The sequence below is a fragment of the Povalibacter sp. genome, from assembly GCF_036520495.1.
Lineage (GTDB): Bacteria > Pseudomonadota > Gammaproteobacteria > Steroidobacterales > Steroidobacteraceae > Steroidobacter.
In genome coordinates this window covers 13,031-39,188 of sequence record NZ_DATDJO010000006.1, presented here as the reverse complement: position 1 = coordinate 39,188, position 26,158 = coordinate 13,031, and the positions used below count along the sequence as shown (strand labels likewise).

The window sequence follows — 26,158 nt, the reverse complement described above, 5'->3', positions numbered from 1 at the left end:
AATCAGTCGCGAGGCAAGTGGCCGGGCTCGTCCCGGTAGCCCATCAGCGCACCGACCATGCGCTCCAGTATCATGGCGCTCGATCGCAGCGAGTCGATCGAAACGGATTCGTTACTCGCGTGTCCTTCGCTGCCTTCGCCAGGTCCAAAGTTGACGATCTCGATACCGTCCGCCGCGAAGTACCGTCCGTCGCTGACACCGATCGCACTCGCAAAGCTGGCTGGATCACCGGTAACCGTAGTGATCGCAGCGCACAGCGATTCGACCAGTTCCGCAGCGATCGATCGAAAACCGTCAGTACCGCGCAGTTGTTCGACGCAGACCGCCGCCCGCGGCTCACCCGCCGATCGAACGATGGACTCAATTTCTGCGAAAGCCTCCTCGACGGATTCCCCGGGCAGCAGTCGCCGATCGATCTGCACAGAACAACGTGCTGGCACTACGTTGGTGTTGGTGCCGCCATTGATCTGTCCGATATTGAACGTGGAGCACATGTCCCCGTCGGTGCGGTCCTTCAGTAACACCTCCATTCGGGCTGTGAGATGCTGCAGTACTCGCATCATGCGAGCGATGGCGTTGTCGCCGCGTTCAGGAGCACCTGCATGAGCCGGTCGTCCCGTGGTGGTGACCTGTGCCCATAAAACGCCGCGCTCGGCGTTGATCACCGCGTTCGCGGTCGGTGCGCCGAGCAGCAACATGTCCGGCCTGATCAAACCCTGCTCGCGCAACGCATACATGCCGTGCTGCCCAAGACTTTCTTCATCGGTCACGAACGTGAAGACGACCTCACCTCGTCGCGGCCCTCCCCTGCGCGCCAGCTCCGCTGCCAGCCACAGCTGTACTGCGGCGCTGCCCTTGCAGTTCGCGGCACCCAGACCAAAGCAGTACCCGTTCTTCACAGACAATTCCAAAGGCGGATGCGTCCACAGCGTTGGATCGCCAGTACCGACCGTGTCGACATGAGCATTGAAGACCAGCGAGGGGCGACCGGCTCCCATGCGTGCGATCACGTTGTCCAGGCCGGGCGCTGCTGCGTAGGTTTTCGTCGCGTATCCCAGCGCTGCGAGCGTCGCATGCAGATATGCGGAAATCGCCTGTGTATTGCCGGGCGGGTAGACCGTCGGGATCCTGACCAGGTCTTCGAGAAAGCCGAGGATGACTTTCGCGGGATCGTTGTTCGAGTGCGTGCTCATCAACAGCATCAGGCGACGGCGGAACGGCCGGCACTGCGTCGTGCCGATTTCAGGTACTGGCCCCGACCGCGCTGACCCAGGCACTCGCCGTTCTCGATGATCAACTCCCCGCGCGAGAACACCATGTCCGGCCAGCTCGACAGCTGCATGCCTTCATAGGGGGTGTAGTCGACGTTGTGGTGAAGTCTGTCGTTGGTCAGCGTGAACGGACGTTCCGTATTCCAGATTACCAGGTCGGCATCGCAGCCAGGCACGATGGATCCCTTCTTTGGATAGAGCCCGTAGATCTTCGCGGGCGCCGTGGCGGTGAGCGACACGAACTTGTGGATATCGATGCGCCCTTTCATCACACCTTCGGACATCAGCAGCGCCATACGCGTCTCGATTCCGGGAACGCCGTTGGGCACGGCGCGAAATTTTGCGCTCGCGCCGGCAACCCGCTTGCCGCTCGTTCCCTCGAAGCTGTAAGGCGCGTGGTCTGACGAGAAGACCTGGAATACGCCGGTGCGAAGACCGCGCCAGATGTGTTCCTGGTCATCGCGCGTGCGCGGTGGTGGACTGCAGATGCACTTGGCTCCCTCGAATCCGGGAGCGGCCAGATCGTCAGCAGTCAGAAAAAGATACTGCGGGCAGGTCTCGGCAAAGATCTGGATTCCGCGCGACTGGGCTTGTTCGATCTGGGACATGGCCGCATGACTCGACACGTGCACAATCAGCACCGGGACGTCGATGAGTTCGGCAAGCGATATCGCGCGATGCGCCGCCTCTCGCTCGATCACCGTCGGTCGCGATTCGGCGTGAAATCGCGGCGCGGTTTTACCGGCCTCCTCGAGCAGATCCGTGAGCCAGGCGATGCAATCATCATTCTCCGCATGGATCATTGGCATCGCGCCTTCGACACGAGCCAGCGCCAACAGATCAAGAATCTGCCGGTCGGTCACTTTCAGATCGTCGTAGGTCATGTAGATCTTGAAATGCGTGTAGCCCTCGCGAATCAGCGCGGGCAACTCCTCTCCCAGCACGGTCGGCGTCGGGTCGCTCACGATCAGGTGAAAGCCGTAGTCGATCACGGGTTTGCCATGCGCACGGCGGTGATAGTCCTCTATTGCTGCACGGAGGGTGTTGCCCTTCTGCTGGCATGCGAACGGCAGAACCGTGGTGGTGCCGCCGAACGCCGCCGAAAGCGTACCGGTGGCGAAATCGTCGGCCATCACCGAGCCGTCCGAACTCGGCTGATCCAGATGGCAATGACCATCGACGCCGCCCGGCGTCATCAAGCGTCCTCGCGCATCGATGATGCGCCGTGCGTCCGCCGTGACGGTGCCGAGCTGGGCCACTTTGCCGTTTGCGATGCCAATATCGCCGACGAACACATCCGTGGCCGTTGCGACTTCGGCATTCCTGATAATCAGATCCAGCTCAGACATGTCAGCCACCTCCGCGAAACGTCAGGCCCATCTCAGCAACGATGCGTTTGGCCCATCCAAGATTCCCCCCATCGAACGGCAGTCGCGGCGGCCGTGGCGGTCCGACCGGCAGGCCCATCAACTCCAGAATCATTTTCGTAGCACTCACGTAGCGATGTTTGCCGACGATCTCGATCACCGGATGAATCTTGCGGTACAGATCCCGTGCCGCCTCCAGATCGACGCTCGTCACACACAGCCGATACATCGCTGCGAAATCCCGAGGCATGACATTCGCACCTACGGCGGTCCACCCGACCGCCCCATTCATGAACGATTCGAAACCCAGGATGCCGCCGAAGACGCCCATGCGATTGTCGGAGAGCCGAGCGATGTCGCGCACTCGCGTCGCGTCCATGGTCGATTCCTTGACGTAGGCGACGTTCTCGATCTTCGACAACCGCGCAAGCAGCTGCGGCGACATGTCGACATTCGCGGTCGCCGGATTGTTGTAGACCATCACCGGAATCGAGACCGCTTTGCCGACGAGTTCGTAGTGACGCTCGATCTCGTCCTCGGTGGGCGTACTGTAGAACGGAGGAATCACCATGACGCCGGATGCACCGAGCGCCTCTGCATCGCGACTGAACCGCACGACATCGGTGGCGCACTCCGCGCCCGTACCGATGATCACCGGCACTCGTCCGTTGGCTTGCCGGATGACAACGCTCGCGACGAGATGTCGCTCCTCATCCGACAGTGAAAGAAACTCCCCTGTGCTTCCCAGGGGAATTAACCCTGCCACTCCCTGTTCGATCTGCCAGTCGACGAAATCCCGGAGCACCGCCTCCTCTATCCGGCAACCATCCCCCGAGAAGGGGGTGATCATCATCGTAAAGGTCCCTTTGAATTTCTGCATAACTCACATGTTGTCGCCGTCTTGTGAACGATTCTCCGCCGCTTGCGTCGCGACCCGGGCCGCATTGCCGGAGACTTTCGCTGCAGACGGCCGGGGGCGATCACCTCCGGCCGTCGTCCGCCTCTAGTTGAACTTGTAGTTGAAACCGACCATGAAGCGTCGACCCAGCACGTCGTAGAGACCCACGTCCACACCCGCATCGCCGGCCAGGCCCTGACCCAGTACCGTCGGCTGTCCGTCGTTGACGTTCTTGATTACTGCATGGAGATTCAACGAATCCCGCAGGTTGTAGCTCGCATCGAGATCCCAGTAGTTCTCCGCAGCGACCTTGCCGTTGAACACGGCGGCACGAGCGTCACCGTCCACGAAGCCGAACTCACCGATATGACGCAAGGTCGCACCAAGCGACAGATCGCCGCTGACGTATCGGAAATCAATCTTTGCGGTGAAGTCCGGGATCGGACGGTTGCCGAAGCCACTACAGTTCGTACCCATCTTGCCGGCACAATCGACGACAGGCGCAATGTCGATCTGCTGGCTCTTGCGTTCGAACATCCAGCCGAACAGCCCGCGGAACTTGAATGCCGCTCCGTTGGTGCCGATGCCCATGAAGTCCGGCAATCCCATCGAGTAGTCGAAAGCGACATCCAGTCCGTTGACCTCGAAGGTGGCGATGTTGCTCGACAGTGCCAGCACTTCGTACACCAGCCCGTTCGGCAGGCGCGTGACAGCACGGCAGGAGGGGTGATTGATATCGAGCAGTGTGTAGCACGTCTGCAGCATCGTTTCGGCGGTCACTGTGCTGATCGAGTCGTTCACCTCGATATTGAAGTAGTCGACCGTGAGGTGGAAATCCGGAATGAATGACGGCGAAGCAACAAAACCGACCGTGATGGTGTCGGACTCCTCGGGAACGAGGTTCGGGTTGCCGCCGCGCCGGCCGCTCAGATCCACGCTGGGCACGAAGTTCGCAATGGTGTCGGCAGGCACACCCGTGAGAACGCAGAAATCCTGCACGGCTTGGGACGGATTCAGCTCGGAATCACAGGGATCCTCGCCACCTTCGAATCCTCGGGTCTGCGGCGCATAGAGCTCGCGCAGATTCGGTGCGCGCACCGCCCGATTGTAAGCACTGCGGAAGCGCAGCCAGTCGACCGGCGCATACTCGAGACCGCCCTTGTACGTACCGACTCCACCGCTGGTCGAGTAGTCGGAGTATCGATACGCAAGTTCAAGCGTCAGCGAATCGATGCCCGGAACGTCGGCGATGATAGGTACGCGCGCCTCCGTGAACACTTCCCACACATCGGTCGAAGCGTCGATCCTGGGCTGCTGACTGCCCTGCGGTCCGCTTTCGTTCAAACCACCGGGCAGGAAGCGATAACCCTGCTCACGCCATTCAAAACCGATGGCAGTCGCCACCGGGCCGGCCGGCAGATTGAACAAAGTGCCATTCGTTGAAATCTGGAATACATCGCGATTGAAATACTCCTGATCGCCCTTCTCCGGCGTGAGGAATGCCAGCATCTCGGGCGTCGCCGCCTCGATGCCGAGCAGATTGATCGGAATGCATCCGGAGTAGGCATTGCGGCATCGGGCTACGCCGGTGACCGGATCGACAACGACATCCAAGCCGAGAGACATGCGCAGCGGCGACACGCCGCCAGTCTGGTTCTGCGCCTCCGTTGCCTTTTGCACCTGATAGAAGCTGTCCCATTGCCAGTCACCGCCAACGAACGGCACCTTGCCCCGCAGGCCGCCGGTCATGCTGTAGGAACTGTTGTCGTAGCTGTAATTTCGATAACCACCTTCCGCGAGGTTGCGTCCCGCAGCGAAGATCTGCGCGTTGCCGTCGCCATCCGGATCGAAGATCGCGGCATTCGACACCAGGAAGTCACGGGTCGCAGGGAACAGCACCGGATTGATTGCATAGTTCGGCAACAGCAGCGAGTTGTAGCCACTCGTCTGTGGCATGAACGAGGCAACGTTCAGATTCCACGAGTTCTGATTGTTCGTGTAGAACAACTCCGTGTATGCGCTTATCGAATCGTTGATCGCGTAATCCGCTAGCGCGCTGATGCTGTGGCTCTTGTAGGGCCGCATCATGTAATTGCCGGTGTTGTAGTTGAAGCGATCCTGCGGATCGCAATACGGCAGCGGGACACCATCGCGCCCGAACCGGATGCCCTGCACCTGCGTACAGCTCCCCGCTCCGCCGCTCGAGTAATCGCGATCGGTCGTGAAATCGGCGAGATCCACGCCGACCAGCTGATTGATCTGCGTCGGCGTCAGAAAAAAACTGGTACCGGGATTGTTGGAGGTACCGGCCGGAACCAGCCGTCCATTGCGCACGTCGATATTGATGCGCGAGAAGTCCCGATCCTGGAATACCACAGACTTCTGATCGTAAACGCCCGCGTGCAGGACCATGTTGCCGCGACCGCCGGCAAAGTCAGTGCCGAACAGGATATCCAGCTTCTGGGTTTCACCGTCGCTTTCGAATGTCTGGCCGTAGTCGTACTTGACCTCGAGCCCGTCGATGTCCTTGCGCATGATGAAGTTGACGGCGCCCGCGATGGCGTCGGATCCGTATACAGCCGAGGCACCGCCGGTTGTCACCTCGACACGCTCGACGAGTGCTGAGGGGATGCGTGAAAGATCCACCAGGCCGCTTTCATTGGCAGGGGTGAACCGCTTTCCGTTCACGAGAACCAGCGTGCGCTCGGGTCTGAGTCCACGAAGGTCCGCGGTGTGCAGACCTGCCTGACCAATATTGGACGTGGTCGCGCCGGTATCTGGATTCACCTGAGGCAGTTCGTTCAACATGCCTTCTAGCGTGCCGCGACCGGACATCTGGATTTCCTGAGACGACATGATGATCGTCGGGCTTGGAGCCGACAGGTCATCGCGCCGCAGCCTCGATCCCGTCACCACCACTTCGTGAACGACCCCATCGGCCGCCACATCCTGCGCCTTACTGTCTGAAGCGCCCGTCACCATCAACGTCAGGAGCGCCGCTGCTCCGACCACCAGACTGTTCTGGCCGGCGATTGTTAGTTTCTGCATATATCCTCCGGTCGCACACATTCGAGATACCAGTGGTATCCCACCGGCGTACCGATCGTGCAACAGCCATGCCAGCTCAGGACCATCGTCGGGATGTGGGAATCCCCCGTGAATTTTCCGGTTGCACGGATTTCTTGCCTTCCTGTCGGCCTGCGGCACTGTATCGCTCTGGTGCGGCTGGCTTGCTCTCTGCACAGTTATGGCGACAGTTCGTGCCCGCTTTACGGAGAGAACGTGTCCGCCAGTGACGCGAAGGTGGGATCGGTAGGCGTCAATCAACGGCTTTGCGCGAGTTCACTCTGCGTTTGACAGTTGGAATCCCGCTGGCATACCACTTGCATTTTCTGATCCAGCTATTGACCGCACTACGAGGACAGACAATGCAAGCGCGTTCCCTGTGTAAGGTATTCATGGCGGCGATCGTGTGTTTTTTCGCACAACCGGCGCTCGCCACGTTTTCCATCGTTGCGTTCGACCCGGAGACTGGCGACCTGGGCGTCGCAGTGGCTTCGCTGGTGTTCGGCGTTGGCAATCACGTGCCCTGGGCTGAACCTGGAGTGGGCGCTGTGGCTACGCAGGCGCACATGAATGGCAGCTATGGTCCCCGAGGACTGGAACTGCTCAAGCAGGGACTGAGCGCTCAACAGGTGGTCGACCAGTTGCTGGCGGAAGATCCCTACCCCCGCAAGGAGGGTCGCCAGGTGGCCGTAGTCGACGCGAAGGGCAGTGTTGCTGTCTACACGGGCCCGTTGGCAAACGAATGGCGAGGCCACATCACGGGCACTCACTACAGCGTTCAAGGCAACATTCTTGCGGGCCAGCACGTCGTGCAGGCGATGGCCGCGGCCTTCGAGTCTTCGCGAGGCGAACTCGCCGAACGTCTATACGCGGCCCTGAAGGCTGGCGATGACGCAGGCGGTGACCGGCGCGGCAGACAGTCCGCCGGATTGATGGTCGTGCGCAAGGGAGGCGGCTCCGCCTTCGCGAATGACCGCCTCGCCTATGTAAACGTCAACGACCACAAGGACCCTGTCCACGAACTTGGACGGCAGCTTCCGCTGCAACTGGCGTGGAGCCTGCGCGGAAAACGCGCGCCGCTCGTGGCTTTGGGAAAGTATGCCGACGCGATGCTGCTCGCGGACAATCTGGTGCGCTGGGAACCTCACAACAGCGCCGACCGCATTCATCAGGGTTTCATCGCTTATCTGATGGGAGACGAGCAGAAGGCCATCGATAGCATTCAGCAGGCGAAGGCCATCGATCCCGACAAGTTTGCGGCGAACTGGACCCGGGCAATCGAAGCAAGCGAAACCAAAGCGGCCTATGACCGATTGCTGTCCGACAAGAAATTCGTTCCGAAGCTGGCTCTGTGACGATTCCTTCCGGGACAGCGCGCCACGCTCGCGTCAGTGCTTCAACACCTTCGACAGAAACTGCTGTGCGCGTTTGGGACGCGCAGCGGTGTTCCCGAAGAATTCATCCTTCGGGCAGTCGTCGATGATTCGACCGGCATCCATGAAAATCACCCGATCAGCAACTTTCTGGGCAAAGCCCATCTCATGGGTGACACAGAGCATCGTCATCCCGTCGCCGGCGAGCTGCACCATGACATCCAGAACTTCACTGACCATCTCAGGATCGAGCGCGGATGTGGGCTCGTCGAAAAGCATCGCTGCCGGATCCATTGCCAGCGCTCGCGCAATCGCGACGCGTTGCTGCTGTCCACCGGAAAGCTGGCTCGGATACTTGTGCGAATGTGCACTCATGCCCACCCGCTCCAGCAACTCTCTCGCCCGTGCAAGCGACTCCGCCTCGGTGCGGTCGAGCACTTTCATCGGCGCAATCGTGAGATTTCGTTCGATACTCAGATGCGGGAACAACTCGAAATGCTGAAACACCATGCCGACGCGGGACCGCAGTGCATTGACATCCACGGCAGGATCACGCAGCGAGATGCCATCGACATTGATATCCCCCTTCTGAAACGGCTCGAGTGCATTCACGCACTTGATCAACGTCGACTTGCCTGATCCGGAGGGCCCGCAGATGACGACCACTTCGCCTCTCGCGATGCTCGCGGAACATTCGCTCAACACTTGGCTCGCGCCGTACCACTTGCTCACTCGATCGATCACTATCATTGCGCGCTCCCGTACACCTGGTCTCGCATGCGCCGCATGCGTGCCTCAATACTATACGGGCCGCGCGCGCGATCAATCATCTCAATCGCAAAACTTCAGGACCTTCAAGTGAAACTACCACCCGTTGCCGCACTATCGATCGCGCTTCTACTGACGACGATGGAAGCGCGCGCCAGTCAGTGCACGACGACTATCCCGGATGGGGCGCTCGTGAAGAAAGGCAGTCTCGTCATGTCGATCAATCCCACGCTGCCTCCGATGCAGTTCGTGGACCGATCCGGGGAACTCAAGGGAATGCGCGTCGCACTCGGCCAGGAAATCGCCAAGCGGTTGTGCCTGAAACCTGAGTTTGTACGCACCGAGTTCACCACGATGATTCCCGGATTGCGATCCGGACGCTGGGACGTGATCAACACCGGAATCTTCTATACGCGCGAACGCGCGAAGCTGATGCACATGCTGCCGTACGAAGCGCAGGCGATCAGTATCAGCACGGTGAAGGGAAATCCGCAGGGCATCCGGACTACCGACGACCTCGCGGGAAAAAGCGTCGGCGTGGAGATCGGTGGCTTCGAGGAACGCAAAGCGCGGGAACTTCATGCACAACTCATCGCCAAGGGGATGAAAGGCCTGACGATCCGTACGTTCGAAAACTTCTCCATGGCGTTTCAGGCGCTGCGCGCCGGGCAGCTCGATGCGGCAGTGTGCATCGATGCGACGAGCACGGAGTATGCGCGGCGCGGAGGTTTCGACACCGTCTTGCACGGCCTCTTCCCCACTCCCGTCGCGCTCGCTGCGCGTAACAAGGAGCTCGCAGAGGCCATGGCACGAGCGATAAACGACATGAAGAGGGACGGCAGTTTCCAGAAACTGCTCGATCAATACGGGGTGCAGCCGATCGATGGTGCTCAGGCAGTTGACGGACCGATGACCTGAACTTCAGATCGTTTGCGTGGAGACCGACTCGATGAATCAAGGCTGGAACTGGATGGGATTTCTGGACTACCTGTTCAATCCCTATCTACTCGGGGGTGCGCTTACCACCTTGTGGCTCACACTGGCCGCCATTGCGGGCGGATTGATCCTGGGAGCAGTGCTGGCCTTGGCTCGCGTTTCGAAGCTAAAACGGCTTTCCTCCATCGCCGGGTTTTACATCTGGATTTTCCGCGGCACGCCGCTTCTGGTCCAGTTGATCATCATCTACACCGGCCTGCCACAAGTCGGGATCAAGCTGTCCGTCATACAGTCTGCGCTTCTGGGACTGATCTTGAATGAAGCGGCGTACCTCGCCGAAATTATCCGCGGCGGGATCCAGTCCGTGCCAGCAGGGCAAACCAATGCAGCCAAAGCGCTTGGCCTGAGCCATGCACAAGCCATGCGCTACGTCATCCTGCCTCAGGCCACCCGATTGATCACTCCCGCGCTAGGGAACAGCATCAATGGGCTGCTCAAGACAACATCGATAACCTCAGTGATCTCCATGGAGGAGCTGCTACGCCGCACGCAGGTGCTGATCCAGGAGGAATTCATGGTGCTGGAGCTGTTCCTGGTGGCCGCGCTGTACTACTTGCTGATGACCAGCATCTGGGACATCGCGCAGCGCCATATCGAACGTCATTTCGGACGCGCATATGGCCCCGCACGGCCCCCGCAGCTGAGCGAGCAGCGATAGCGCGCACCGTAGTGAGGGACATCTTCCGCTCCCCTGCGCCTCCGTCCAGGATCGAATGGCGGTTTGCTGGAACGGCGAGAGACCAGCGGATATGTCACATTGCGACATCGATTCTGGCCGGCACGCTCGCTCCACCGGCCAGCTGACATTGCCTTCGCTACTGCACCGCTTCTTTGAGATAGGCAATGATGTCGGCGCGAGCCTGGTCCTGGGGAACGCCGAAGAAGACCATCGATGTGCCCGGCATGAACGCCGCCGGCTTCTTCAGGTACTCACCGAGTTCCTGTTCGTTCCATACGACGGCCGAGTTTTTCATCGCTGCCGAATAAGCGAAGTCCGGAACCGCTGCGGCCTTGCGGCCAACGACACCGTACAGATTCGGCCCCATCATGCGTGGTGCATCGGCCTTGACCACATGGCATGCCATGCACTGGCCAAACAGACGCTTGCCCGACGCGGCATCACCCACACTGTCAGCACGTACCTGCGAAACCTGAAACAACACCGGCAGCATCGCGACGCTCAACAACACTCTCGATCGCACTGACTTCGTCTCCTGAACCATCAAAAATAAACTCACGCGACAACGCAAGGTATAGCCGTACGACAGGATGAGCGTGGAATCGTTCAGCTCACTCGCAGGGATCGGCATCGTAACCCAGTCTGCCGGAACGATTTACACCACGGACACGCAGGCTTCAGGGATTTCACTGAAGCCTGGCGCAGCAAGTCTACGGCGCAAAGCGCCAGCCAACCCTCAATGACTTTATTGGCCATCGCAGACGGCTTGCAGTCTCGCGCCGCGTTGAACATTGCCGCACAGAACGGCCTGTGCGGCATTGATTTTCACTATAGATATGACGCTCGCGGATTCAGCCCGAGCTCCACAGTTTTAGCGCGCTGCCGCTGCGGCCCGCTTCGCCTTCAACTCACGCAGCAGCGATTCGGCAAGCAGCGTCTTGTAGTAATCGGGCTTCGAGTCCAGCACCGCCTGCAGGAACACGACCAGCTCATCGTAGTCGGTTCGCGGCGAACACTCATCGAAACGACCTTCGATGAAGCGCGCGGGATATCCCACCTGCCCCGCGAGGCGTCCGTAAATGGCCGACTCGCGAATCAACCTGGCAGCGCGACACACATCCTTGGGTGCGCCGAAAGAACCGTCGAGGTACAGGAGGCTGGATACGAACATCGCCTGTGGGTACTTCAGCTCGGCTGACTTGTCGATGAACGTCAGACCTTCTGCGGTACGACCCGAATAGACCAACGAGCGCGCGAGCTGGTACAGCAGACGCGGATTCTGCGGATCCTTTTGCAGATCTGCCTGACATGCCGCAATCGCTTTGGGGAGATCCACGTCCACGACACCGGGAGCAACATGGTTCGGATCGTCGGCATGCGAGGTCAGCCGATCGCATTCAGTCACTGCCTGCGAATACGTCGCAAGATCGAACTTCTTCAGCTCTACGCCAAAAGCCTGCGTCGACAGCAGCATGCCAGCCAGAACCCATGTACAGCGCGTCATACCTTCCCCTTACGTTGTGGATCGTCTGCGACCGTCAATTCGACCCACTCCATGATGTGCAACGGGCGAGTCACGGCCGCGCGGCCACGATACGCAGTTGCAACTGCGTAACGAAGGCTTGTGCCACGGAATTCGCAAATATCATCCCCGTTCTCTTTGCGCATACCGGGGAAGCGAATACCGGGCGTTGGAATCGCAGAGGCATGCGAATGCATGTACCCCACGCAACGGCAAAGAAGATGGATCGGCTGTCGAGCGAAGCGATCGGACTTCCAAAAAATTCGCGATCGTTCGAGCCGGGCTGTTCCGGTTTACGCACATTCGTACTTCAGTGCGATTGTTGCCGTTGGTTCGACGGACTATAGAAACAGTCAGCCTTCCGGCTATCGTCCTGCGACGCACGCTGACGTCCCATCACGGAACAGGAAGAAGCAATCCCCCTGATCACGCACTGATGCGCACACCGGTGAATCAGCGTCGCAGCGTCGAGCGCGGCAAGGTTCAGCATGGCACCCACGAAAAAGACACCGATCGATCCGCTATCCGGCCCTCGTTATGTGCTGGACGGTCGCATCGTCACCATGAACGGTGCGTCCAAGGTCATCGCGCGCGGTCGCGTCTACGTCGCCGACGGCGTCATCCGCGCCGTACGCGACGCTGCCGCTGCCGCGCCTGCCGACTTTCAGGATGCACCGGTCATTGCCACTGCCGGCACTATCTTTCCGGGGCTCATCGAGCTGCACAATCACCTGAGCTACAACGCGCTGCAGTTGTGGCAGGTACCGCGCATCTTCGCGCACCGCGGGCAATGGTCCGGCCATCCTGACAAACGCCGCCTCATCAGTCAGCCGATGTCGGTACTCGCCAGCATCGGCGGCACCATCGAAGCGCTGGTCCGTTACGTCGAATCCAAGTGCCTGGTCGCTGGAGTCACCACCTCGCAAGGGCTGACGCTCGTCGCCGATGCGGGCATCCAGCACAGCTATCGCGGCATCGTGCGCAACGTCGAGAACACCGATGACCCTGCCCTGCCCGAGGCCTTGACACGCATTGCAGATGTGGAGAACGCCGCGGCCTTTGCGAAGCGACTGAAGAGCGCCGGCAACGCCTCGCTGCTACTGCATCTGTCGGAAGGTATCGGGGATATCGCGCGTCAGCACTTCCTGCGCCTGAAGCTGCAAGGCAACTCGTGGGCGATCACGCCTGCACTGATCGGCATCCACGCAGCAGGATTGTTGCCGCAGGATCTGGCGGTGATGGCTGAGAACGGCGGCAGCATCGTCTGGTCGCCGCTCAGCAATCTGCTGCTGTATGGCGGCACCGCGGACGTGAAAAGCACGAAGGCAGCCGGTGTCGCCATCGCCCTGGGCTCCGACTGGTCGCCTTCCGGCAGCAAGAATCTGCTCTCGGAACTCAAAGTGGCCCGCGCCTTCAGCGATCGGGCCGGAGGCATTTTCTCGTCGCGCGATCTGGTCGCCATGACGACCATCAATCCGGCACGCATGCTCAAGTGGGACACAGTGCTGGGCTCTATCGAACCCGACAAGCGCGCGGACTTCGTGATCATCAAAGGCAGGACCGGCGATCCCTACGAAAAACTGCTCAAGGCGCTCGAGGACGATATCCAACTGGTCGTGATCAATGGCATCCCGCGCTTCGGCACGGCGCCGCTGATGGATAAAGCCACGACCGCGCTCTTTGCCGCACCACGACCGATACTCGAGTCACGCAAGGTTGGTGGCAAAGCCATGAAGTTCAACTTCGTCCAGGAAACCGCAGATCCCATCGTTGCCGCGGTTCCCCTCGCCGTCGCCGAACAACGGCTGCAGGACGGACTCAGGAATCTGCCGGATCTCGCCTCGGGGCTCGCCGTTCCGATGCTGGCGGCATCGTTGCTCGGCGTCACTGGCGCTGTCGCCGCGTCGACGCCGGTGCGCCGCTGGACCCTGGAACTCGAGAATGAACCGCCAGCGCAGGCACTGCCCGGCAATGAAACATTGCGCCCGCTGGCGCCAGCGCAGATCGAACCGGAAAGCTCTGCTTTCGGCGGCGATGCCCTGGCCTTCAATGCGGCGGCAGCCGCCAACCTGGTCTCAATGGAACTCGATGCACTCACCGTCATCGACGACAGCGACTACTTCGATCGCATCGCTTCACAGATCAACCTGCCCGTGGGGTTCGCGGCCGCCGTCGCACGCTTGCACGGCGCGCCCGCGCCAGCAGCACCCGATGCCCGCTCGATCCATCTGCCACCGGTAGCGGACTCTCCGGCGCAAGTCGAAGCAGCATTGCCGCGTTCGCTCACCGAGTTGCGTTCGCTACGCGATACGCTGAGTCGCGAGGAACGCATCCAGCTCGTACGCCAACTGCGCCTGGTGCTCGAAGAGATCTACGTGCATCTGCCTCTCAAGCGCGCGGCACATGCCATCGATCCTCTGCAAGGCCTGCGACTCCTGCAGTACTCGCTCGAGGAAGCAACGGTCGGCGGCGGCAACGAGAGTCTGGACGGGATCGCGTTCCATGAACGCGTGATGACTGTCTTCACGCAGCTGCGCGACCTGCATACGGTGTACCTGCTGCCAGCACCCTACAACGACCTGATGGCTTTCCTGCCATTCCTTCTGGAGCGTTGCTACAAAACCGGCAATCACAAGGACGATCTGGAACCGCGTCCGATGTACCTGGTCACGAAGGTCGCGACTTCGCTTCAGCATCCGACCTTCAAGGCCGGCGTCGAAGTGCTGTACTGGAACGGGATGCCGATCGTCAACGCGATCGACCAGAATGCACAGCGACAGGGAGGCAGCAATCCCGCGGCTCGATTTGCGCGTGGCCTCGCCGGCATGACTGTACGACCGCTTGGCAGCGTGCTGCCGCCGCAGGAAGAATGGGTCCTGATGACCTATCGGTCGCTCGATGGTCGCATCCTGGAGATTCGTCTGCCCTGGCAGATCCGCTCCTCGACGGGCAGCGTCAACTTCGAAGTGCCACCGCTGTCGGCACGATCGGTCCAGGCCGCCAGTGGACGCGACGCATCGCGCCGCCAGCCGCGTCGATCATCGCGCATGGCGACACTCGGCTCGCTTGCCGCCTTTGGCTTCGACGTGCAGATGGAGGCCGTGAACTCGGCACGGCGCGATCTGTATGCGCGCGCCGCTGCGAAGCGTCGCCGGGGCGCACGCCCGATCGCCGTTGGCGAAGACCTCCCTACCCGCTTTCCATCGGCATTGCGGGCACGAATCGTGGCCACTCCCCGCGGCAAGTTCGGGCACTTGCGGATCTTCACGTTTTCAGTGAGCGACGCGGATCGCTTCGTGGACGAGGTGGTGCGCCTGCTCGGGCTGCTGCCGGCGAAGGGACTCATTCTCGATGTACGCGGCAATGGCGGTGGCTTGATCTGGGCGTCCGAACAGTTGTTGCAACTGTTCACGAATCGCACCATCGAACCGGAGCGCGCTCAGTTCCTGAGTTCACCGCGGACACTGGATCTGGCGCGGCGACATGCCGGCGCACCGCTGGACCTGCAGCCCTGGATCGATTCGATCGCGCGATCGACAGTCACGGGCGCCGTGTACTCCGAAGGCTTTCCGATCACTCCTGCGGCAAAGGCCAACGCCCTCGGACGACGCTACAAGGGACCCGTCGTGCTGATTACCGATGCACTCGCGTACAGCGCTACCGATATCTTCGCCGCAGGTTTTCGCGATCACGCGATCGGTCCGATTCTCGGCGTCGACGACAACACGGGCGCCGGCGGCGCGAACGTGTGGTCGTATGCCTTGCTGCAGGATCTGTTCGCCGACAAGGAACCTTCACTCGCAGCGTTGCCCGGCGGATGCGATGTGCGCGTCGCCATCCGACGCACCTTGCGCGTGGGCGCGAGCGCTGGCATGCCACTGGAGGATCTCGGCGTCGTGCCGGACGCCCGGCACTACCTGACGCGCCGCGACGTGCTTGGCAGCAACGAGGACCTCATGGCGCATGCCGCCGGGCTACTCGCAAGAAGAACTGCATGAGTCACGCGGAGTCGCACCAACGATCGAGAGCCACGCACATTGCGTTACAGCCAGTTATAGAGGAGCAATGACATGGAATGGGATCCCGGCCCCGGCGGCACGCTCAAGACCCTCTTCGAACAGGCTCCGTTGAGTGACTACCAGAGCATGCCGGAGCGGTTTCGCCTCGAATGGGGACCGATCTTCTATCGTGGACGCACGGACGGCACGGCGCGCGTCATCATCGTGGGCCAGGACCCGGCCGCGGATGAGAACGTTGCCCGTCGCGCACTCGTCGGCGATGCCGGTCAACGCCTGCAGGGCTACCTGCGCAAGCTCGGTCTCACGCGTTCCTACATCATCGTCAACGCATTTCTCTACAGCATCTTTGGTCAGTTCAACACACCGATGCGCGCATTCATGGATCGCAGCACCGTCACTGCGTGGCGCAACCAGCTCTTCGACGCACTGGTGAATCCAGGCACGCAGGCGATCCTCGCGTTCGGCAATGCCGCGAGGCATGCGGTAGAGACCTGGCCCGGCTCATCGGGGTTGCGATCGCAGGGGCGGGTGTTCGAACTGTTGCACCCCACGGCGCGCCCGACTTCTGATGTGCTCACCGACTGGAGCAGCAAACTCAACGCCATCAGTGCGAAGGTGACCGCGGACCCGGACGGACAGCGTGACCTCAGCGCCTACGTCGGTCCCACGTTCAAACCCACGGATCAGGAGCGCATCCCACACCGCGACCTGGGCTTCGGCATGCCGGCGTGGATGGGCGACGGCGACATGGCCCGCCGCATCAAGCCCTCCGGATCGCTGCCGTTGCTGGCAAAGACCGGCAGCAGCGTCGCTGTCACACCGACTGCAACGCTGGGCTGAAAGCGATGCGGCACGCTACTCATCACAGCAGGCAATCCTCCTGCCCCGCTCGCGTGTCGCCTTCTTGATTGTTTCCAGTTGCCGCACCTCGCGTGATAGCCGGCACTCTCGCAACTGCACCTTGGCCTGGGTCATGTACTTCTTCACCGTCTGTATCGACAGACCCAGGCGCGCGGCCGCCTCGACATAGGTGTACCCGTGCAGCTTGTACGCCGTGAGCACCGCGCGGTGCGTCCGAGGTAGTTGCCCAAGCCATCGAACCAGATCCATGTCGGTCGCGCATTGCTCCGCTGGGTCCCGACCATTGCCATCCTTCGCATCTGTCTCTACCAACTCTGAGTCCACCACCAACACGCGCTTCTCGCGCATCGACTCTCTGTAGAAAGTTGCCAGGACGCCCTTCGCGACCGTCATCAGGTAGGCGACCGGAGACTCGAGCGTCTGACCTCGATAGGACTGGAGGAATCGCATACACACCTCCTGCGCCAGATCATCAGCCTCCATTCGATGATTGAGATGACGATACAGATATCGACGCACATGCTTGTAGTGCCGAAGCAGAATAACCTCGGCCCGCCCAGTCACCGAATGCACCGCGGGGCCCACGACTACCGCCGAAGAGCAGCAGAACGCCGGCGCGTCTGCGTTGACGTGCCTGCGCTCAATGCATCGATAAGCGGCTGAAGGTACAGCGCATCGAGCCGACTGATCGCCTGACGCACCAACCGCAGACCCATGGCCAGAACATCGGCGGACCCGGGCTCGTGTCGGCTCTCCTGTTCGGCTACCAGAAGCGCCGTGTGCAGGCAGCTCAGCATCGATTGCGCCTGGGCAAGGCGTCCTCGCTCGGATTCAATCAATTCGTTGAGCGATTGCGCGACAGGCTCGCTGTCAGCGGCGGAGCTGTCGCTCGGGCGGGTCCTGAAGCCCGGATCTTTCGGCAGCCCGCTAGCGCCTGGAGGCGGATCGATCCGTCGATTCTTGCGGGCGCGCGCGCCCGACGTAGACTGTGGCTTAGCCATCGTCTTACCTCATGCCAGGTAGGGCTGTGGTTAGGCACCGGCGGTGTTCTTACCACCGCCGGTTGCCGTCTTAGCGTTCCAAGTTTCCCAACCAGATGCTCGCCTCCACCACCAAGTCCATATCGATGCGACGTGTGGGAGAATGATGACTATAGTCCGTCGACCGTAAGTCTGCAAGGCGGATAACGTGTGGCTCTATGCCAACACCGACGCTCCAGAATGCCTTTGGAAAGGTGCTGCGTGAGTACCGATTGAAAACCGGTTACTCGCAAGAAGGCCTGGCCGATGCAGCGGGCTGTGATCGTACGTTTATTGGAATGCTGGAACGAGGGCAGCGCCAGCCAACGCTCGAGACGCTGTTCAAACTGTCGCAGGCACTCGACGTGGCCGCTGCCACGTTGGTCTCCCGCACTGCAGCCGAATGGAAGGGTTAGCGCACAGTTCACCGACTTGCGTTCACTTCCACCACTGCCCTGTTCGAGAAAATGGTCATGAGCTCGTCACGATATGACCAGAGGGTTCCTGCACCCAGTTGCCGTGAAATCCTGGCGGCACAATGTGCGGAATGTGGATGCTCGCCTGTGGGGGCCCCTCGAAGTTGCGTGCATCGAGGACGACCAGATCGGTCGCTCGTGCATCGGTGTCGATGACAAAACCGATCAGCCAGCCCTCGTCCTCCTCCGCCTGCGAGTGCGCCGGCACGAACATGAACTCGCAGGGATGGCGCTGCGGCCCGAAGTCATGTGTCTGACGCGTGCCTTCCTGCAGGTCGTGTTTATAGAGGCCCGATCCGAGAAACCAGCCCGTCATCGCCATCGTGTAGGCATAGCGATACGACTGACCCAGGCGGCGTTCATCCGGGCGAGGAAATTCCTGCGGTGTCGGATCGAGCGTGATCCGTTCGACTTTCCTTGCTGCGGGGTCAACGATCCATCGTTCCAGCCCGGTTCGCTGCGAATCCGGTCCCGCCTTGATCCTGGAAAACATCCGGTCATGAACGATGACATCCAGGATGACACTGCCATCCGGCGCGTCGTAGCTGTTAACGGCGTGAAAGACGTAGCAGGGATCGATCGGGCACCAGATGATGTCTCGCACCTCGCTTTCCCGCGGCAATAGTCCCACGCGTGCTGAATGCGATTGCCGCCAGCGATACGGGAACGCCTGACCTGTAACTGCCGCCCACAATGAGAAAGTGACGGGCAGATCGAGAATGATCGCGAAGCGCTGGGTGAAGGCGCTGTCGTGAATCATCGGGCCGTGCCTGGTCGGGATCGTCACCTCGCGCCGGACCCTGCCTTCGGGCGTGACGACGACATAACGAATCGCACGCCGGCGACTGACGTCGTAACAGATACCGAGCATTTCGCCGGTGAGCGGATCGACATGCGGATGCGCAGTGAAGCTGCCGTGCAGCGTGCCGCCGAAATCGGTGTAACGCAGCGTCTTGAGGGTCTCACCGATCTCCACCGGCGTACTGCCCGCTTCGACCAGTCCCAGTGTCTTCCCGGCGAAATGGACGACATTGGTATTGACCGTGTCGAATGCATTACGCGGACCCTCGACCCGCTCTTCGCCGAGCGCCTTGCTTACCGCAGTGGAGCGGATCCAGCGATTGCGGTACCAGAGTGCACGACCATTCTCGATCCGGATTCCATGGATCATGCCGTCACCGGCAAACCAGTGATACCTGGCGGGATTGGGCGTTCTCGGGTTTGGACCCATGCGCAGATAGCGCCCGTCGAATGCCGGCGGAATCGTGCCCGTGACGGGCAGATCCTCAATCGTCAGCTCCTCCCGCATCGGCGTGTGAACGCCAACCAAGTACGGATTCGAGCGATCGGCCGATACTGCACCGATGATGCCGGAGGCATGCATTACTGGTTCACCCTGGATGATGGCGCTCATAGGGCCACCATCCGCCGGCGTGCCTGCAGTGCGTTGTCGAAGGTCCGCTTCACTGGCCCCAGGGCCTGGACGAACTCCAGTTGTTCGCCTTCCGGGCCTTTGCAGTAGATCAGCCTCCAGCCGTTCGACAGGCCTTCGGTGATGCCGTTGCTATTGGCCTCCAGCGGAGCCGCCAATCGTTCACTCTCCGATCGCACCGTGATCACTCGATTGGACCGGACCTGCGTCATGCCGCGCCGTGTGGCTTCCGCCTCGAGATCGGCGATGAACTTGTTGAAGTCGACGTCGTCGCAAATGTAGAAGCAGATGTGCATCATTCGCGGAAAGGCCGGACTCATGTGATCCAGGGGTTCGGCAAAGGCAGCGCCGCTGCCGCTGGGCTGCTCCGCGTCGCGGTATTGCAGGAGCTCGATCACGACGTTGTCGAACTGAACGAATCTCACGTCCAGCCGCTGCGCACCGCCGCGCAAATCCGGAATGCCCATCGTGCGCGGATTGACGTTGCGCACACGCGCCTCGATCTCCTGATCTGTCAGCAGCGTGTTGTGAATGCGCTCGCCCTGGAAGTTGCCGTCGCGCATCACCTCGGTGCCGCCAAGTACCTCGGTATAGAACGTGAAAGCGCGATCCATGTTCTGCACGGTCAACCCAAAGTGCTGGACACCTTGCAGCCGTGCGCCGAGTGGTCCGCTGTTGCGAGCGGCGCTGGGGGGCGCGTATCTGCTGCGATGCTTGTCGGTGAGATGGTCGACGCCAACAATCCACCGGCGACGAAGAGGCCAGCCCCTTGCATCACACGCCGGCGCTCAACATCTGTTTCTGCAGCGGTTCGCGGGTCAGTCATGGTCGGGCTCCTTGCTTTTCCATAGACGGATCGTGGCAATCGATGCTTGCGTGTACCCGGGCGGCTGCGTGTCCGCGCCGAAGTTCGCGCGGCTCGTCAGCGTATTGGTCGTCAGAATCCCACCCACGAAGGGCGCCGGCAGGCCGCTGAGAATGAGCTGGCAGCGCACCGGGAAGAGATCCGTCTCGGGCGTATCGATCAGCAGCGCAAGGCATTCGCCACGGCCGCGGAAGGAGATCGCATTCAGCTGGATCTCCGCATAGAAGTTCTGGCGTGCGCGATCTTGCGTTGGACCGAAGCACCCTCGCAGCTCGGCGACGCGGCCGCGCTTCGCATCGATGACTCTGCCGTCACCGGGCTCCGTAACGACACTCCAGAACGAGAAGAAGCGGTAGGCGTCGGTAGCAAAGGGATCGAATCCTGTCTGCGCGGCAGCACAGTCCCCCATGTCGGAGGCCTGTTCTCGAATGCTGCGCAGAACATAGATGTCCTCGAGCGGCGCTGGAGGCGTTGGCGCGGAGCGTGGTGAAGCGCAACCGGACGCAAGGACCGTGACAACGATCGACGCGACAAGGTGGGAGCGCTGACAAGCGTGGCGCGTCATCGCGGCACCCAGGCAATTGTCGGTGCGTGCAGGCTGTGAATGTAGAGCCGCTCCGGCGTCTCCGTGGCGCCGGTCGTTTGCGGATACGCACCGCTCGCATCCTGCAGGTCTTCAGTGATTCGACCTTCCTCGTCGAAAGCGAAGACATGGCCGTATGGATCGCCGACTGGCAACAGCGATCGCGGCAGCCGCAGCAATACCTTTCGCATGAATGGCTTCTGCGACAAGGCATCCGCTGCCGGATTGCGCGGTCTGAAGAGTCCTACCCAGATGCGACCCTCGCGCCCGCGCATCAAGTTGTCGGGATACCCAGGCAGGTTGTCGAGCAGCACTGCAGCCTGATCGGAGTTACTTTGCACGTCGATGTCGCGCGCGCGGCTGTCGATCTTCCAGATGCGATAGCGACCAGTTTCCGCGACGAACAACCCTTGGCCATCGGCAGACGTGGCTATGCCGTTCGCGAATGAGAAGCCGCGAGCGACAACGTGTGTGCTGGAAGTCCCCGGATCGTATGCGAGCACACGGCCGGAAGCCGCCTGCTCCAGGATGTCGAGCACGCTCGCTTCGTACGTGCCGCCCCACTCCGCCGGCGCGAAGCGCGTGGACGCGTCGGTGAAGTAGATGATTCCATCCGGAGCCACGACGACAGAATTCGCATAGCGAACGGGGTCGTTCGGCCCCACTCGGTCGGTGAGCATGGCAACATGACCTGCCTCGATGACGAGAAGCCCCTTCATGGCATCGGCAGCGATGAATCTTCCGTTGGCGTCGAAGTCGAAGCCGAGTACCCGTCCCTGCGTGTTCGCGAACACTTCCTGATGCGCACCGTCGGGATCCATGCGCAAGAGATTGCCACTCGTCATCGCGGCGTAGAGCTTGCGGTCCGGTCCGATCGCCATGTGCTCGGGACCGAACTCAGCGCCGATGTCGATCGTGCGCAGACCGGACAGGCGCGTGTTCGGCGCATGGGCACCAATGTAGCCGGGCGGCGTCGGCGCGACCCACGAAACGGGGTCGGCGGGAACGGGCCAGAGGCAGAAGTAGGCGACGAGGCCCACCAGCAGGAGGAGTGTAGCTCCGCCGATTCTTCGAACAGTGGATGCGCTCACACCAGCTCCCCGGTCGTCGCCAGTTCTGATGTGACGAGCGTATCCCGGCGAACGCGTGGCGTATTTACATGTCTTGCGCAGCTTTGCGCAGACCTTGCTATCGCATGAGTACTGCCGTTCGGCTGCGATCCGCTCGCATCAGCGGTGCGACTGCTCGCGATACTGGCCGGGAGTGAGACCGGTCGTCTTGCGGAACACGCGCGTGAAATTGGCTTGCGATCCAAGCCCGGTGTCGACGGCGACCTGCACCAGGGAAACTTTGTTGCTCGCGAGCATTCGTCGCGCGGCTTCGATGCGGCGTTCCGTCACGTAGCGGTGCGGCGACAGTCCCGTTGCGGCACGGAACAGGCGGGAAAAATGGAAAGAACTGAAGCAAGCCTCGGCGGCAAGATCGTCGAGCGAAATATCGCTCGCCAACCGTGCTTCGATGAAGTCGAGCACGCGCTTCAATCGCTTTGCGTTGAGCGCCGGACTGCGCTCCGGTAGTCGCCAACGTTCGACGGTGTAACCGCCGATGAGATGCGCTGCGAGCGCAGCGCGGATACCGTCGACGAAAAGACGATCGGTGGTCTGAACGCCGCGGCGGAGAAATTCCTGCAGTGCACGCCCAATGTGCGCAAGTACGGGATCGGCGATGCCACCCACGTAGGCCAGATGCATCTTGTCGGGATCGATGCCGAAGTCAGCGAGGGCACTGTGCTCGAGCAGCGTGGCAGGCAGATAGAGATGAAGACAGGCGAGCGGATCGTCGAGCTCGAGCTGCGTTTCATGCGTGCCAGCGGGCACCAGCCAGCTCGTCCCGGGAAGCGCGAGCCCCTCCTGCTTCTGTCCGTCGCCCGTGCGCCTGACGATGGCTTGGCCCGACAGAATGACGACGAGCTCGGTGCATTGCGACGTCAACGGATTATGCGCACCCGCCGCCACCTGGCGATGCTCGACACGCAGAGCGTCCGAATGCGTCGATCCGGCAAGCAGCTGGCTGCCGGGGTACTTCACGTCACCATGAGTAAGCAACGCCATCCGTCGCCTCGTGGAGCAAAGTTGCTGAAGGCGGAACGACCAGCATCGTGCGGTGCCAAGGATCGCAGCAAGTATAGCGCTGTGAAAAGCGGTCTAGTGCACCCCAAGGTGGCGCATGACGAGTCACGCGGCCCCGAGCACTGAAGCTCGTGTCGCCTGAAAATGCGGCAAAATATCACTGCGTGGCCAAGGATAGCAGCGACCGAAAAAGTGGCACAGGTATCGGTGCCGGTAAACCGGGAAAAACCTGTGATTCGCTGAACGATTCAGTACTGCGTTTTCCCGGCCCGGCACTGTTGCCCGTCAATGCCCCCCAAAGCCCGGGGACGGCGAACAACACGACTTTCACGACTGACTTTGGAAGATGAAACGGGCGATGTGAATATCATCGTCAGGTCGCGCGTCGCGCAGGACTAGCGCTCCGCATTCCTCTCATCACAACTATTGGAAGTGCATGACGAACTTCAGAGAGAAGCGGCGTACTGCATCTCATTGCGAAGGCGCTCTACAACCGCAGCAACTGCCTGGGCCAGTTACAAGTGCAGTCGCTGGATTTTCATTGACTGAGTAGGTGACCCTCCCCTTTTACATGACTTGAAAGAGGAGGCTTCAAGATGGCCCCTCAAAAGGACAGGAGCCCCGAGCCGCCAGCCGCATCCCTTGAAGCTGAGACTTATTTCTTTCGACGGCGGGCAACCATGACGCCCAACACGCCGATGCCCAAGAGCGCCAGCGTCGAAGGCTCAGGCACTGACACTGGCTGGCACTTCTTCGGCGTATTGCCCGAGGGACCGCAGCCATTCTGATTCTGGGCAAAAGCAGCGGAACACAGCATCACTGCCAATCCAGTACCGCAGATCGATCGGGTCAAGAGATTCATAGTTCAATGCTCGATATGTAGCTAAACCGGTCTATACCTCTTTACCGAAGCAACAATCACGCCACTCTTTGCAAGATACTGATTTTATTGAGCCAAGATTCTTCAGTGGCAAACTGTCGTGCGAACGGAAGGGAATATGTAAAGACTGTCGACATCCTCAGGCTCACTGCCTTAAAGGCACCGCAGGATGACGGACGAATCGTAATCCGCCCGGGCAAGCTTTCGCGCACGCATCGCGAGCGTTTCATTCGTGAGGTGATGAAGGGATGGTATGCCCCAGTCGCCCCAACGAGCCCGAGGGCGAGAGCACTTCCTGGTACGCATCGTTCTGGGACTTCGCGGCAGCCTATTTGAACGAGCTCTTTGGAAACGACTGGTGCCCAAGCCGGAGCCATGGATCAGTCTTCACACCGGTGACTCGGTTCCAAAGCAATTGCTTGTTCGCTCGCCGCGCGGCGGGAACAAGCCAGTCAACTTGCTCTACGACACGTCGATCTTCGATGTTCAACTGCAACTCCCATCTGCAAACGACATTGAAGTTCGCCAGGGCTGGCGAATCTATACGCTTCCGGCTGTGCTAACAGCATGCGCAACTTCGCAATTCAGTGTACATGCGTTCTCGTTGCCTGCTGCGTTGGCAATGATCCGCGATGCGTCCGACGCCCTCAATCGACTGCCCGAAGGTGGTCATAGCAAAGTGGCAGGACGATTCGCCGGAGCATATCGAAACATCGGCCGCGGCCAAATCGCGCACAACATTGTCGCAACGATGAAAGCTGCGGGCTATTCCGTTCAAGAAAGCACTCCGTTCGAAGCAGCCTCTCCTATTCAATTCGGCGCACACGAAACATCTCCGTTGCATCAATCGGCTCCGACTGAGCTGGATGACCATGCGCGAGGACATTCTGAAGATCTTCCCTCCGCCGCCTGGCCTCGCGGGCGATATCAGCGGATGCCTTAAGCGAATCGACGAGATCTACGTCGGACGCGCACAACTCTCTCTCGATCAAAGGTTACAAAGTGAGCGCCCAGTTGATCGAGCGCGTTCGCTCGGCAACTGGAATCCAGACTCGATCAAGGGTGATCGCGATCATCGCGACGCGCTAGCGGCTCGCGGTTACTGGCAGGCGTTCCAAACGGTCAAGGACAGTGTCGAAAGAGTCCTGCGGGGCAAGAACGCCGGCAAGATTGCTGATGAAGATCACGCGGTGTGATATCGCGAGGGCCGGGCCAAGCATTACGGCCGACATCCTCAGGCCTAGCGACCTCGCAGGCTATCGAAATGGACCCGTGTACATACGCCGCTCAATGCACGTTCCACCGAGCAAAGAGGCAGTGCGCGATCTCATGCCCGCATTCTTTGAACAGCTCGCAGAGGAAAAGGAACCGGCTGCTCGCGTTGTCCTCGGTCATTTTATATTCGTCTACATTCATCCCTACTTCTCATCCCTACTTCGATGGAAACGGCCGCATGGGCCGCTTTCTCAAGAATCTGATGATTCCGGTCGAGCGCCGCGCTGACTACATGGCAGCACTCGAGGCTGCAAGCGCAGGGCAGGACATCAAGCCGTTCGCTGCTTTTCTTTCGGCGTTACTGACGAAGACCTAACCGGCCCGAACGGGCCATCCTCACCGCACACGGACGCGGATTGGGATCGCAGGAACGTTGCAAATCCCTTCACTCCGACCAATCCCATAGTTATAGGCGCGGGCGTGGTGTGCCTTGCGTCGAGAGAGGCGGACCCATTATCCAGCGCCCGACCCACCGCCTGGACATGGCGCACATCGGTATGTCTTTCAGATCTTTCGCTGGATACTCCACTTGAGCTGAACGAGGGCGCCGGCAGAAAGGCCTTGGCCGAGGCAATGCGCGGACACCTGCTCGCGAAAGGCTTACATATCGGCACCTACGAACGGCGCTAGCGAGCGGTCATGAAAGCAATTCTTGCCCACTGACAACGTCGCGAACCAC

At 60.6% G+C, this 26,158-nt stretch carries 23 protein-coding genes and 1 pseudogene; 9 read left to right on the top strand and 15 right to left on the bottom strand.

Annotated features, from left to right (window positions below; translation table 11 throughout):
- Nucleotides 1-2: 2 nt before the first annotated feature.
- From VIZ63_RS02275 to VIZ63_RS02260, 4 genes are all read right to left on the bottom strand, one after another.
- Nucleotides 3-1,193 (bottom strand): ArgE/DapE family deacylase, encoded by a 1,191-nt coding sequence (locus VIZ63_RS02275; protein ID WP_331607861.1) that lies wholly within the window; start codon nt 1,191-1,193, stop codon nt 3-5.
- An 8-nt stretch (nt 1,194-1,201) separates the two neighbouring features.
- Nucleotides 1,202-2,620 (bottom strand): dihydropyrimidinase, encoded by a 1,419-nt coding sequence (hydA, locus tag VIZ63_RS02270; RefSeq protein WP_331607860.1) that lies wholly within the window; start codon nt 2,618-2,620, stop codon nt 1,202-1,204.
- A 1-nt stretch (nt 2,621) separates the two neighbouring features.
- On the bottom strand, nt 2,622-3,518 hold the full coding sequence (locus VIZ63_RS02265) for a dihydrodipicolinate synthase family protein (RefSeq protein WP_331607859.1): 897 nt from the start codon (nt 3,516-3,518) through the stop codon (nt 2,622-2,624).
- A gap of 123 nt (nt 3,519-3,641) precedes the next feature.
- Entirely contained in the window at nt 3,642-6,584 is a 2,943-nt protein-coding gene (locus VIZ63_RS02260) for a TonB-dependent receptor domain-containing protein (protein WP_331607858.1), read from the bottom strand.
- A gap of 380 nt (nt 6,585-6,964) precedes the next feature.
- Here VIZ63_RS02260 and VIZ63_RS02255 point away from each other — a divergent pair, with 380 nt between their 5' ends.
- Nucleotides 6,965-7,957, top strand: coding sequence for a DUF1028 domain-containing protein (locus tag VIZ63_RS02255; protein ID WP_331607857.1), 993 nt, complete (start codon nt 6,965-6,967; stop codon nt 7,955-7,957).
- A 33-nt stretch (nt 7,958-7,990) separates the two neighbouring features.
- On the opposite strand, the gene VIZ63_RS02250 is transcribed toward VIZ63_RS02255, so the two are convergent.
- Nucleotides 7,991-8,725 carry an amino acid ABC transporter ATP-binding protein gene (locus tag VIZ63_RS02250; RefSeq protein WP_331607856.1) on the bottom strand — a complete coding sequence of 245 codons (735 nt, stop codon included), beginning with the start codon at nt 8,723-8,725 and terminating at the stop codon, nt 7,991-7,993.
- Between the two features lie 159 nt (nt 8,726-8,884).
- Here VIZ63_RS02250 and VIZ63_RS02245 point away from each other — a divergent pair, with 159 nt between their 5' ends.
- Together VIZ63_RS02245 and VIZ63_RS02240 are read left to right on the top strand one after the other, a co-directional pair.
- Nucleotides 8,885-9,661, top strand: a complete 777-nt coding sequence (locus tag VIZ63_RS02245; RefSeq protein WP_349261104.1) for an ABC transporter substrate-binding protein — start codon at nt 8,885-8,887, stop codon at nt 9,659-9,661.
- A 31-nt stretch (nt 9,662-9,692) separates the two neighbouring features.
- Nucleotides 9,693-10,397, top strand: coding sequence for an amino acid ABC transporter permease (locus VIZ63_RS02240; RefSeq protein WP_331607854.1), 705 nt, complete (start codon nt 9,693-9,695; stop codon nt 10,395-10,397).
- Nucleotides 10,398-10,554: 157 nt separating this feature from the next.
- Here the strand turns inward: VIZ63_RS02240 and VIZ63_RS02235 are convergent, their stop codons facing one another.
- Together VIZ63_RS02235 and VIZ63_RS02230 are read right to left on the bottom strand one after the other, a co-directional pair.
- Nucleotides 10,555-10,941 carry a cytochrome c family protein gene (locus tag VIZ63_RS02235; RefSeq protein WP_331607853.1) on the bottom strand — a complete coding sequence of 129 codons (387 nt, stop codon included), beginning with the start codon at nt 10,939-10,941 and terminating at the stop codon, nt 10,555-10,557.
- Between the two features lie 348 nt (nt 10,942-11,289).
- Nucleotides 11,290-11,922, bottom strand: a complete 633-nt coding sequence (locus tag VIZ63_RS02230; protein WP_331607852.1) for a hypothetical protein — start codon at nt 11,920-11,922, stop codon at nt 11,290-11,292.
- Between the two features lie 506 nt (nt 11,923-12,428).
- Here VIZ63_RS02230 and VIZ63_RS02225 point away from each other — a divergent pair.
- Nucleotides 12,429-15,938: an amidohydrolase family protein gene (locus VIZ63_RS02225; protein ID WP_331607851.1), complete on the top strand. Its 3,510-nt coding sequence runs from the start codon at nt 12,429-12,431 to the stop codon at nt 15,936-15,938.
- Between the two features lie 72 nt (nt 15,939-16,010).
- Entirely contained in the window at nt 16,011-16,799 is a 789-nt protein-coding gene (locus VIZ63_RS02220; RefSeq protein WP_331607850.1) for a uracil-DNA glycosylase family protein, read from the top strand.
- Between the two features lie 15 nt (nt 16,800-16,814).
- On the opposite strand, the gene VIZ63_RS02215 is transcribed toward VIZ63_RS02220, so the two are convergent.
- Both VIZ63_RS02215 and VIZ63_RS02210 read right to left on the bottom strand, forming a co-directional pair.
- Entirely contained in the window at nt 16,815-17,384 is a 570-nt protein-coding gene (locus VIZ63_RS02215) for an RNA polymerase sigma factor (protein WP_331607925.1), read from the bottom strand.
- A gap of 23 nt (nt 17,385-17,407) precedes the next feature.
- The gene (locus tag VIZ63_RS02210; RefSeq protein ID WP_331607849.1) at nt 17,408-17,821 is read right to left on the bottom strand and encodes a hypothetical protein; all 414 of its coding nucleotides are present in this window, start codon (nt 17,819-17,821) and stop codon (nt 17,408-17,410) included.
- A gap of 197 nt (nt 17,822-18,018) precedes the next feature.
- Between VIZ63_RS02210 and VIZ63_RS02205 the strand changes: the two genes are divergently transcribed.
- Nucleotides 18,019-18,255, top strand: a complete 237-nt coding sequence (locus VIZ63_RS02205) for a helix-turn-helix transcriptional regulator (protein WP_331607848.1) — start codon at nt 18,019-18,021, stop codon at nt 18,253-18,255.
- Nucleotides 18,256-18,310: 55 nt separating this feature from the next.
- On the opposite strand, the gene VIZ63_RS02200 is transcribed toward VIZ63_RS02205, so the two are convergent.
- The 6 genes and pseudogenes from VIZ63_RS02200 to VIZ63_RS25560 form a co-directional block, all read right to left on the bottom strand.
- Nucleotides 18,311-19,729, bottom strand: coding sequence for a carotenoid oxygenase family protein (locus tag VIZ63_RS02200; protein ID WP_331607847.1), 1,419 nt, complete (start codon nt 19,727-19,729; stop codon nt 18,311-18,313).
- On the bottom strand, nt 19,726-20,361 hold the full coding sequence (locus VIZ63_RS02195; RefSeq protein ID WP_414703737.1) for a lactoylglutathione lyase: 636 nt from the start codon (nt 20,359-20,361) through the stop codon (nt 19,726-19,728). Before VIZ63_RS02195 ends, VIZ63_RS02200 begins: the two co-directional genes overlap by 4 nt.
- Before the next feature lie 204 nt (nt 20,362-20,565).
- Entirely contained in the window at nt 20,566-21,177 is a 612-nt protein-coding gene (locus tag VIZ63_RS02190) for a hypothetical protein (RefSeq protein WP_331607846.1), read from the bottom strand.
- Nucleotides 21,174-22,286, bottom strand: coding sequence for an SMP-30/gluconolactonase/LRE family protein (locus VIZ63_RS02185; RefSeq protein WP_331607845.1), 1,113 nt, complete (start codon nt 22,284-22,286; stop codon nt 21,174-21,176). The genes VIZ63_RS02190 and VIZ63_RS02185 overlap by 4 nt, the downstream gene beginning before the upstream one ends.
- A 138-nt stretch (nt 22,287-22,424) precedes the next feature.
- Complete coding sequence (locus tag VIZ63_RS02180; RefSeq protein WP_331607844.1) at nt 22,425-23,306, bottom strand: AraC family transcriptional regulator; 882 nt, start codon at nt 23,304-23,306, stop codon at nt 22,425-22,427.
- A 673-nt stretch (nt 23,307-23,979) separates the two neighbouring features.
- Nucleotides 23,980-24,066: pseudogene (locus VIZ63_RS25560) on the bottom strand (VPDSG-CTERM sorting domain-containing protein); the annotation flags it as partial.
- A 1,010-nt stretch (nt 24,067-25,076) separates the two neighbouring features.
- Between VIZ63_RS25560 and VIZ63_RS02175 the strand changes: the two are divergent.
- The 3 genes from VIZ63_RS02175 (at nt 25,077) to VIZ63_RS25320 (ending at nt 26,017) form a co-directional block, all read left to right on the top strand.
- Nucleotides 25,077-25,400 (top strand): hypothetical protein, encoded by a 324-nt coding sequence (locus VIZ63_RS02175; protein WP_331607843.1) that lies wholly within the window; start codon nt 25,077-25,079, stop codon nt 25,398-25,400.
- Between the two features lie 257 nt (nt 25,401-25,657).
- Nucleotides 25,658-25,795, top strand: coding sequence for a hypothetical protein (locus VIZ63_RS02170; RefSeq protein ID WP_331607842.1), 138 nt, complete (start codon nt 25,658-25,660; stop codon nt 25,793-25,795).
- Nucleotides 25,796-25,909: 114 nt separating this feature from the next.
- Nucleotides 25,910-26,017, top strand: coding sequence for a YbhB/YbcL family Raf kinase inhibitor-like protein (locus tag VIZ63_RS25320; protein ID WP_349261102.1), 108 nt, complete (start codon nt 25,910-25,912; stop codon nt 26,015-26,017).
- Nucleotides 26,018-26,158: the final 141 nt, after the last annotated feature.